The organism is Pelatocladus sp., assembly GCF_059505505.1.
In genome coordinates this window covers 1-11,429 of record NZ_JCACKS010000069.1, presented here as the reverse complement: position 1 = coordinate 11,429, position 11,429 = coordinate 1, and the positions used below count along the sequence as shown (strand labels likewise).

General features: G+C 34.4%; 4 protein-coding genes. All 4 read right to left on the bottom strand.

The window, feature by feature from the left end:
- Positions 1 to 34: 34 nt before the first annotated feature.
- Positions 35 to 4,141 (bottom strand): non-ribosomal peptide synthetase, encoded by a 4,107-nt coding sequence (locus AC5JMK_RS06680; RefSeq protein WP_495909695.1) that lies wholly within the window; start codon positions 4,139 to 4,141, stop codon positions 35 to 37.
- Positions 4,142 to 4,291: 150 nt separating this feature from the next.
- Entirely contained in the window at positions 4,292 to 5,050 is a 759-nt protein-coding gene (locus AC5JMK_RS06675) for a class I SAM-dependent DNA methyltransferase (RefSeq protein WP_096679464.1), read from the bottom strand.
- A 51-nt stretch (positions 5,051 to 5,101) separates the two neighbouring features.
- Positions 5,102 to 9,715 carry a type I polyketide synthase gene (locus AC5JMK_RS06670; protein WP_495909694.1) on the bottom strand — a complete coding sequence of 1,538 codons (4,614 nt, stop codon included), beginning with the start codon at positions 9,713 to 9,715 and terminating at the stop codon, positions 5,102 to 5,104.
- A gap of 34 nt (positions 9,716 to 9,749) precedes the next feature.
- Positions 9,750 to 11,429 (bottom strand): SDR family NAD(P)-dependent oxidoreductase (locus tag AC5JMK_RS06665; RefSeq protein ID WP_495909693.1); only part of this gene is annotated, 1,680 nt, incomplete at its 5' end.

Genomic DNA, 11,429 nt, shown 5'->3' with positions numbered 1-11,429 from the left:
TTTTTACTGAATTCGGCTTTTTATTATACCCAATTTAAATGCTGAACAGCTTATTCACATTCCATACAGCATTATCAATACAAACTCTTAACTTTTTAGCTAATTCCTGAATATGAGGCTCAATAAAAATTGAGAAATGATCCCCAGGAACTTCCATAACTTGAATAGGTTGACTAGAACATTTACCCCAACCTAGCAAGGGATCATCACTATGAAATTCTGGACTTTCAAAATCATGAATAATCTCTTCTTTTGCTCGGAATAAAGTTATAGACTGCTCATAAACAAGTGGTGTATAATTTCGCATGGCTTGAACATGAGCTTTGAAAAGTTTGTAATAACGGATAAAATCTTTAATTTCCGTATCACTAAAGATAAAATTCATTTTTTGATTAATCAGATCAAGTTGCTCATTCAGTGATAAATCTCGAAGTTCCTCAAAAGAAAGTGAAAAATCTATATTACTATCTGTTTTTATCGATTCAGCCATGCGAAGTAAAAATTTTGCATTGTCATCTTTTGTACATTCAATGCGTGTTTCTGAAAGTATGGCATCAATGACAACTAATAAATCTACTGTTTCACCTTCTCTGTGCAACTGCTGTGCCATTTCAAAAGCAAGTACACCGCCGTAACAATGACCACCTAAAAGATAAGGGCCTTTTGGCTGTACTTGACGAATTTCTTGCAAGTAATAATTTGCTGTTTCTTCTACTGTTAGAATTTCTAGTTCTTCTTGGTTAGGGTTATGTTCTAAGGCATAAAATGGATAATCTTCACCAAGTCTTCTGGATAAATTAATATAGTGATTAATACCTCCACCAGCGCCATGCATACAAAAGAAAGGTATTTTAGAACCAGAAGAATTAATTGCTACCAAAGGAGAATTAAAACTCTCACGAAATGGCTGACTGACAATAGCAGCTAGTTTCTCAATTGTGGGATTTTCAAAAAGAGTAGATAAAGTCAGATTATGTCCAAATATATCTTGAATTTTAGCCATTAAGCGTACAGCTAAAAATGAGTGACCACCCAGATTAAAGAAATTATCTTTTACTCCAATCGGACTGGTATTCAGGAGATTTTCCCAAAGTTTTATTAATGATAATTCTGTAAAATTACGAGGAGCAATTACTTTTTCAGTAATATTTACTCGAATAAGTTTATGTGTGGGAAGCGCACGTTTGTCTATTTTGCCATTGGGTGTTAGTGGGAGCGCATCTAATACCACAAAGGCAGATGGGAGCATATAATTAGGTAATTTTTGTTGCAAATATGTTAACAGTTGTGCAGTGATGTTTTGTTTTTCTATGACGACATAAGCTATTAAAAGCTGATTTTCTTGGTCATCTTTTTCAGTAATTACAATAGATTCTTTGACATCTGGATATTGTGTGATGACAGTTGCAATTTCAGCTAATTCTACTCGAAAGCCTCTGATTTTTACTTGCTCATCATCACGACCCAAATACTCAAGATTACCATCTTTGAGATAACGTACTAAATCGCCTGTTTTATAAAGCTTGTTTTCAGAAATAAAAGGATTATCGATAAATCTTTCTTGGGTTAATTCGGGACGATGTAAATAGCCCTTTGCCAATCCGTCACCACCAATATAAAGTTCTCCGATAACTCCTATAGGTGTTGGTTGTAAATTGCGATTCAACACATAAATTTGAGTATTATCAATCGGACGACCGATGGGGACACTGTTTGCTTGATCCGGTAATAAACTGGTGTCGTAGTAAGTGGCGTTAGCGGAAACTTCTGATGAACCGTACAGGTTAATTAATTTTGCAAATGGCATTAATTCTCGGAAAGTTTCAACTAATTTAATAGATAGTGTTTCCCCGCTACTAATCCAAAGTTTTAGTTGTAATAATTTCTCGGTTAGATGACTGTAATTATCTAAAAGTAAACGCAGTAGTGAAGGTACAAGTATAATACGAGTAACTTTGTAATGAACTAGAGTTTCTATAAATAATTGTGGGTCTAATAAAGTTTCATTATTGATAATTACTGTAGGAACCCCTTGGAGTAAAGGGGCAAAAATTTCCCATATCGAATCTACAAAACTAATAGCTGTTTTCTGACAACAAACTTCTCCTGGGTCGAAAGGATAAGTTTTCCATAGCCAGTGTAAACCATTTACTGTACCGCGATGAGTACCAAGAACACCTTTAGGAGTTCCAGTTGAGCCAGATGTATAGATAATATAAGCGAGATGATCAAGTTTTGAAATGTTAATTGGATTTTCTGAACTTTCTTGAGCAATTTTGTCTTTGTGGATATCCAAGCAAACAGTTTTAGCTGAAGATAATGATAGTTCTGCTAATATTTCATGGCGGCTAATTAATATCGATGCTTGAGAATCAGAGAGCATAAATTTTAAACGCTCAACTGGATAACTTGGGTCGAGAGGAATGTATGCACCGCCAGCTTTAAGGATGGCTAAAATTCCTACTACCATATCTAGGTCGCGTTCTAGACAGATAGCAACCAAAGTTTCTTGAGTTATGCCTTGTTTTTGTAAATAGTGTGCTAGCTGATTGACTTTATGATTGAGTTGACGATATGTTAGTAATTTTGACTGGCTAATTAATGCTAGAGAGTCAGGTGTTCGTTTAACTTGTTGTTCAAATAATTGATTTAAAGATGCATTTTGATAGTCTGCACTAATTTGATTAAGTTTAAATAATAATTGCTCTTTTTCAAAGGTATTTAGTAGAGATAAATTATAGATACGCTGCTCTGGATTAGCAATAATATTTGCTAGTAAAGTCTGAAAATGGTTGAGAAATTGGCTAATAGTTATTGCATCGAAAATATCTGTATTATACTCCAGACATCCTGTTAAACCCTCTTGCGATTCAAACATCGACAGAAAAATATCAAGTTGAGCTGTCCCGCTATCAAACTCTAAAGTACGCAAGGTCAATCCAGACACTTCCTGTACAGATGTAGGAGTATTTTGCAAGACAAACATGACTTCATAAAAGGGATTTCGGCTCAAATCTCGTTCGGGTTGCAACTCTTCTACAAGCATCTCAAAAGGTAAATCTTGATGTGCATAAGCATCGAGATTTACCTCACGAACTCGATGTAGAAATTCGCGAAAACTGGGATTACCACTGAGATTATTACGTAATACCAAAGTATTAACAAATAAACCCAGCATTCCTTCTAATTCGGCTCGGTTGCGATTAGCAATTGGAGAACCAATTAAGATATCTTCTTGATCTGTATAGTGGTATAATAAGATATTAAATGCTGCCAGCAAGCTCATAAATAAAGTAGCATCTTCTTGCAGGCTCAATTGCCTAAGTGCATCAGTTAAGGCTGTTGATAATGTAAAATATTGCTTGGCACCATTAAAAGATGTGACGGTTGGTCGCGGACGGTCTGTGGGTAATTGTAATACAGGAAGTTCACCGTTTAGTTGTTGTTTCCAATAATTTAATTTGGTTGCAAGGAATTCACCTTGGATGCGATCGCGTTGCCAAATGCTAAAATCTGCATATTGAATTGGCAGTGGGGGTAAGGGAGAAGGCTGATTTGTAGAAAAAGCCGGATATAAGGTTGATAACTCTCGCAAGAACACACCACAAGACCATCCATCGGTGATAATGTGATGCATGGTTACAAGCAAAACATGTTCTTCTTCATTTAATTTTAGTAAAATTGCCCTAACTAAAAGTTCTTTAGCTAAATTAAATGGCTTTATTGCTTCCTTGGCTACAAGTTGTTTAACTTCTGCTTCCCAATCTTGACCAGATAAATGCTCAAGATTAATAATAGGTATATTCCAAGTTAAATTCGGTGTAATCTTCTGTATTGGCTCTCCATTTACAAGTATAAGATTCGTCCGCCAAATTTCGTGACGCTTGAGGATTTCATTCAAGCTTTGCTGAAGTGCGGTAATATTTAGCTTTCCTTGAATATGAAAAGCAATGGGAATATTATAGAAAGAACTCCCGTGATAAAGTTGGTCAATAAACCAGAGTCTTTGTTGAGAAAAAGATAAGGGAATATTCTGATAGATTTGACGTTTGGGAATAGTATCAGCCTGAAATTTACCTCCCTTCCACTTTTCCAAGAGGGCTTTTTTTGCAGGTGATAAATTAGAGCGATATTTATCCATTGTTAGTATATGATGAAAGTTTTTTGTGGCGATCGCAGTCGTATTTAATTTATATGTAAATAAAATTAAAGCTTGAAAATTAGCTTGTAATAAGCGCTTGTCGCAGAGTAGCACCTATTACAAATATTGAATCTTATACTGACTTGCGTATTACTTAAGAGAGGTTTTTTGACAAACGAAACAAGCTATGTCTTCAGTTTCTCCAAATTCTCTGGTGTTATAGTAATTAAAATCTGTAAAGCCGACATTTTTCAAAGCGGACTGAACTTCTTCTAAAAAATGATCTTTTCTTAACCAAACTGTATCTGAACGCTGCCAACTTTTTTCAATCAATTCAAATCCTGTAACTTTGATCTCCCAGCTCCTTTTTTCTGGTTTGTAGTAAAATAGCTCTATTAACGAACATTCATCATTCATACTGACAATATTAAAATTGTTTTTCTCAGCAGTCTCATGCAGCCAGTCTGTTATAGGTATATTAAACACAAATACGCCATTATCTCGAAGTGCAGCATATACGTTTTTAAATGCCATTGTTAAATCTTCATTGTTTTGGATAAAATGAAAAACATCGTTTGCCAAAACCGCATCAAACATTGGTGGTAAATCAAACTGACGTATATCACTAAGGATAAATTCACTTTCAGGCGCGTTGTTTATAGCGTAGTTTAGCAGTCCTTTAGAAGCATCGATTCCAGTAACTTTATATCCTCTGAGGTTAAGTTGTTGTGCTAAATGTCCGCAACCACAACCAAGTTCAAGAATATACGCTCCCACAGGAAGTTGAGATAACAATATTTGGTCTAAAGCAGGTATTATACCTTGCAATAAATCTTCTGGTGTATTCTTTAATTCGTTCTGTAAACGAGCAATAGATTCATAGTTGGGGATATTTGTTAGCAGAGACATAGACTATTTTCCAGTTGTCAAATGAATGTTTGCAATCAAGTAATTCAGATGTTAGTTATTCGCTAAAAGAGCTTCTACTTCTTCTTCGGATAATTGTTCAATTTTTTCCAACAGAAGTTGCTCAATCATTTCTGCCTGTTTGGCTGGTATCATGGCTTTTAATAAAAGATCACGCAATGGTAAATCTATCGGAAATTTAGCTCGCAATCGAGAAACTAATTGAGTTGCGATGAGAGAGTCTCCTCCTAACTCATAAAAGTTGTCGTAAATACCAACCTCTGCAATCCCAAGTACATCTTGCCATATTTGCGTAATTTGTTTTTCCAACTCACTTTTCGGAGCAATATAGGAATTACTTAGTTGAGGTCTGGAATAGCGTGGATATGAATATAATTGATTGGAAGATTTTGAATTTGCTGCATAATAATCAAGGTTAAATGCATGATTATACCTAGCCTTGATATCTATTGTAGAAACAACAATTTGAGTTCCTTGATCTAAAGAGAGTATTCTTTTAAATACTTCTATAGTTTCTGTTACATCAATAGCTACTTTTCGTCCAGATTTCTGCTTTAATTTTGGAGTAAGATTTAATTGTGTTTTATCCCAATTTATAGTGTACCACGGAAAATAATTATTTTTATTTTGTTGAGTAACTAATGTATCTATTAAATGATTAGCTGCTGAATATAAACCTAATCCAAATCCTCCTAAAATAGAAGACAATGAAGAAAAAACGATACAAAAATCTAAATTTTTATTTAGTAATACTTGTGCTAATGCAGTAATCTGACAGCGTTGAAAATCAAATAGTTTTTCTGACTCTACCTTGTCAATTTCTGGAATTGAACCAAATATTTTTTCACGTTTTATTCCAGTTGAGCAGATAACTCCGTTAATTTTTTCGATATTCTTAGATAAAAATACTTGATGAATTTGTTGTTCATCAGTTTTATCCATACGAATTACCAAAACATCTGCGCCTAAGTTCTCCAATGCTTGCAATTGTTGAATTTTGCAACTCACTTCATCTTTTTGATCATGAGTTTTCAACCATTGCAATAAATCATCTTTTTCTGGAAAAGCTAAATCCTCGATAAATATAAGTTCTGCTTGAAAAGTTTTTGCTAAATATTCTGCAAGCACAACTTCAATACTTTCTAAACCACCAAAAAACAGATAAATACCGTGTTTTTTCAATGGTAGTTTTTCTTCAACTATTGACGTTAGGCGAACTGGCTCAAATGTTTGTACCCAACGGTGTAAACCACGATAAGCAACAACTAAGTCTGAGGATACAGCCGTGAATTCATTTAAAAGTTGATCAATAATTTTACTTTCATAAGCTTGGTGTTTTTTATCCTTTACATTCAAGTAGTTAGTTAACGCAACATCAATACTCCGACAGGTTATCTGAGGATTTTCTTGAGAAATTACCTGACATAAACCTAACACTGTCGCCTTTTCTGGATCTATAATTTCATTGCCATCGACTTCTTGAATATGATTAGAGACAACCCAGAGTTGTAAACTTTGATCTATTTTGAGTTTACTAAGGCTTTGTGATATAAATAACAAACTTTGGAATTCTAAGTAATTCTTTGAATGAGAATTATTATAATTATTCAGACTCCAAAAATAAGCTATATTTTGGGTAAATTTTCCTAAAGCAAGTAACTCTTTAAAGAAAATATCATAGTCTTGACCTATGCATGGATTAATTGTATAAATGTATTCGTCTTTTTTCTCAAATTTTTCTCCAGGCTTAACTATAATTATATTATTATCTTGATTTTTTAATGCTTTAATTAATTCCTCACTAACTCCAAAATCATCTACAAAAAATAACCATTTTGTTTGATTTGATTTTACTTGCTCAGAGGATGAGTGAGTAAGTAAAGAGCGTTTCCAGGAAGGAACATAAAACCAATCGGTAATATTTTGTTTCTGATCTAATATTGCTAATTTACTATTTAAAGAAGTTGATGAGGATTTAGGATCAATCCAGTATCTTTGTCGTTCAAAGGGATAAGTCGGTAAAGGTAAACGATGACGCTGCTCGTGGGTATAAAATCCTGACCAATCTATATCTACACCAAAGAGCCACAACTGACCTAATGTTTTCAATAAAAAGCTTATATCTGATTGTTGTTCTTGCACATGACGTAAGGAAGTTAATATATTTTGTTTAGCATTGATCTCTAAATGTTGTTTGGTTAATGTGCTTAAAGTTCGTCCTGGACCTACCTCTAGAAAAACACCTGTAAACTGCTTTAAAAGTTGCGATATTCCATCGGAAAATCTCACAGTTTGTCGTAAATGTTGACTCCAATAATTGTAATCTGTGGCTTGTGCATCTGTAATCCAACTAGCAGTTACATTGGAAATAAAGCGTATGCGTGGTGGATTCAATTTAATTTTTTTGAAACATTGCACAAATTCCTCTAAGATTGGCGACATCATTTGCGAATGAAACGCGTGAGATGTATGTAACAGGCGACATTCAAGACCTTGAGAAGATAATTGATTTTTTAGTGTGGCGATCGCTTCCTTTGTTCCAGAAACTACACATGAATTTCGGGTGTTGATCGCTGCGATTTCTATAGAGTTCGGAATCAGCAACTGCACTTCTTTTTCTGGAAGCGGAATTGCTAACATACTTCCTAGCGGTAACTGTTGCATCAGTTGTCCCCTTTTTGCCACAATGAATAGCGCATCTTCAAGGGAAAATACACCTGCAATGGTTGCAGCGACATATTCCCCAATGCTATGACCAATCATCGCCGCAGGTAGCACACCCCATGATATTAATAATTTAGCGAGTGCGTACTCAATTACAAATAATGCACTTTGAGTAAAAGCTGTTTGTTGTAGTTTTTGGTTAGCTGTTTCCATTTCTTCTGAGTTTGGAAACAGTAAATCACGAATATCAAAACCAAGGTTAGGTTGCAAAATTTCGGCACAAGTATCTACATCTTTGCGAAATGTTACTTCGACTTCGTAGAGTTCTCGACCCATGTTTGCATATTGTGATCCTTGTCCAGAAAACATGAAAATAACAGACTGTTCTCTATGTTCTTGATATACAGTAAAAATCCGTTCTTGGTCTTGTATTTCTAATATATTTAGAACATCTTGAAGATTTTGACATACCAACATCCGGCGATAGTTAAAGGCTCTACGACCAATTTGTAAAGTATAAGAGACATTAGCTAAATTTATCTCTAAATTATGTTTAAAATAAGTCAATAAATTTGTAGTCGCAGCTTCTAAAGCTGTGCTAGTTTTTGCTGATATTAATATCAACTGCCAAGGGCGCGATTGTAGAGACGTTCCATAGCACATCTCTACAACTGGTGCTTCTTCCAAAATTACATGGGCGTTAGTTCCACCAAAACCTAAAGAACTAATTCCTGCTCTCCGCGGAGTATTGTTAGTTTCCCAATCGGTTAATTTAGTATTAACATAGAACGGACTATTTACAAAATCAATCTCAGGATTGGGAACTTCAAAATTGATACTAGGAGGTATTTTTTTATATTTTAACGCTTGTACAGTTTTGATCAGACTTGCTATACCAGCCGCTATATCTAGATGACCAATATTTGGTTTGACTGAACTGATCGCACAGAAGCCATTTCTTTGTGTGAAAGCACGAAAAGCCTTAGTCAACGCTGCAAGTTCTACTGGATCTCCAGCAGCGGTTCCAGTTCCATGAGTTTCGATATAAGAAATATCATCAGCATTTATTCCTGCATTTGCCAAAGCTTCTACAATAACTTCAGCCTGACCATTTACACTAGGTGCGGTATAGCTAACTTTTAAAGAACCATCATTGTTAATTGCTGAACCTTTAATAACCGCATGAATATAATCTCTCTCTGCTATTGCATCTTTTAATCTTTTTAAAACAACTATGCCAAGTCCACTGCCGAAAATGGTACCTTGGGCTTTAGCATCAAAGGCTCGACAATGACCATCAGGAGATAAAATTCCATCCTGTTCATAGTAATAACCTGACTTTTGTGGAACTATAATTGTTACTCCACCAGCTAAAGCAATATCACACTCTTCATCAAGTAGATTTTTGCAGGCTAAATGTAAAGCAACTAATGAAGTAGAGCAGTAAGTTTGAATACCTATACTTGGCCCTTTTAAATTTAATTTATATGAAATGTTTGTGGTCAAAAAATCTTTGTTAAAAGTATAGTTGTTAGAAATATCTCTGGAATTAACGTTATTATATATATTATTAAAAAAGTAAGTATTTGTGCTAACACCAGCATAAACCCCTATTAAACCTTCATAGATTTCTGGGTCATATCCAGCGTTTTCAAGAGATGACCAAGCACATTCTATAAAAAGACGATGTTGGGGGTCAATTAGTTCGGCTTCTTTGGGAGTGTAACCAAAGAATCTAGCATCAAAATGTTCAATATCTGGTAATATCGGTGCTGCTTTCACATAATTTGGGTCATTTAAAACTTCCTCTTCAAGATTTAAGTCTATTAAGTCATGATTGGAAAAAAATGAAATAGACTCAACTTTGTTTTGGATATTTTGCCAAAATTCATCAATATTATTTGCACCAGGAAAACGACCAGACATCCCAACTATGGCTATATCTGGATTTGCTGTTGATTCTTGTATTATTTCATTAATCATAACTTTCTTAACCAGAATAAACTCAGTTTGTGTTTTAGTTGCTTTGCATTTTTATCTGTCTTCTTTTTTGTCCTCGACTGAGTCGTTGTTCAAAGGTATTTTTTTGATGTTCTTCAGGTGTGAAAATCTTCGCCATTGAATTTATATTTGGACATTCATACAGTTTGGCGACAGAAATATTTAAATGAAATTCCTGGTTTAAAATAGTAATAAGTTGAATACCTATGAGAGAATCACCACCAAGTTCAAAGAAGTTATCATAAATTCCTATACGTTCAATTCCAATAACTTCTTGCCAAATATTAACTAGTTTTTGCTCAATTTCATTTCTCGGAGCAATATAATTGTTAGTTAGTTCAGGTCTAGGATACTTTAATTTTGATGAATTGATTGTTTCTAAAAAATCTAGAGCTAATTTTTGGTTGTCATAATTATAGTTTTTGAGGACATCTAATAAGTCAGATGTAGATATGACAACTTGAGGTATTGTATTTGCCAAAACTCTCAGAAATACATCTACGCCTTCATCAGGTAATATACCTTGTTTGAGATTTTCTAGTCGCAATTTTTGGAGTCTTTGGGGTAATTCTGTATTCACAGCCATCCCTACTTCTTGCCAAGTGTCCCAGTTAATGCTGGTAGTAAATCGAGTATTTTGTGAAGTATTATAGTAAGCAAAAGCGTCAAGGAAAGCATTCGCTGCACAATAATCTACCTGTCCAAACTCTGCAACAATTGAACTATTTGATGAGAGTAAAATAAAGAAATCTAAATCAATATTTTTGAAAATAGCATCAAGAACTATTGTTCCTTTTACCTTCGGAGCCAAAATACTTTCTGCTTCTGCTGGAGTTTTTCGTTGAATTGCACCTCCTCCAGGAACTCCAGCAGCATGGATAACGCCATTTATTTGACTAAATTGTTGTTGAGCTTGAGCGATCGCACTTTGCATTTGTTCTGTGTTGCTAACATCAGCAGCGATCGCTAAAACTTCTGCACCCAAGTCTTCAATTTCTTGAATTTTGCGAATCTTACAGCTAGTACTATCATTTTGATCATGAGTGGATAACCATTGAGACCACTCATTTTTTTTGGGTAAAGTAGAACGTCCTACCAGCAGTAATTTTGCTTGTAAAGTTCGAGCTAAGTATTCTGCTAAAACAAGTCCAATACCTCCGAGTCCACCTGTAATTAAATAGACTCCTTTTTCTCGTAATCGAGACTTTTCAATTTTAGCTTGATCAAAACGTACTGGCTCAAAACTCTGCACCCAACGATTTAAACCCCGATATGCAATTAATTTTTCGGAATTATCAACTGTCAATTCTATCAATATTTTTTCTATAAGTTGTTCTTCTTGCCAACTTCCTCTATGAGGAAGAATCACATCAATACTACGACAATTGATATTTGTATATTCTTGAGAAATAACTTTAACTGGACCGAGTAAAGTAGCTTTTTCTGGACAAATCAATTCAGTCCCTGTCACGGATTGTATATTGTTAGAAATAACTGTAATTTGAAAATTATTAGCAGTTTCTTGTCTACCTAAAGCTTGAGCAATAAATAATAAACTATAAAATCCTAAATTTTGAATTTGTTCTAATTGATGTTCAATTATAGGTGCGACATTCCATAAATGAATTATTTTTGTTGGTAATTGATTTTTTTCTAGAGCGGTAAAACTTGCTAGAGAAGAGCAAAAATCTGGTAA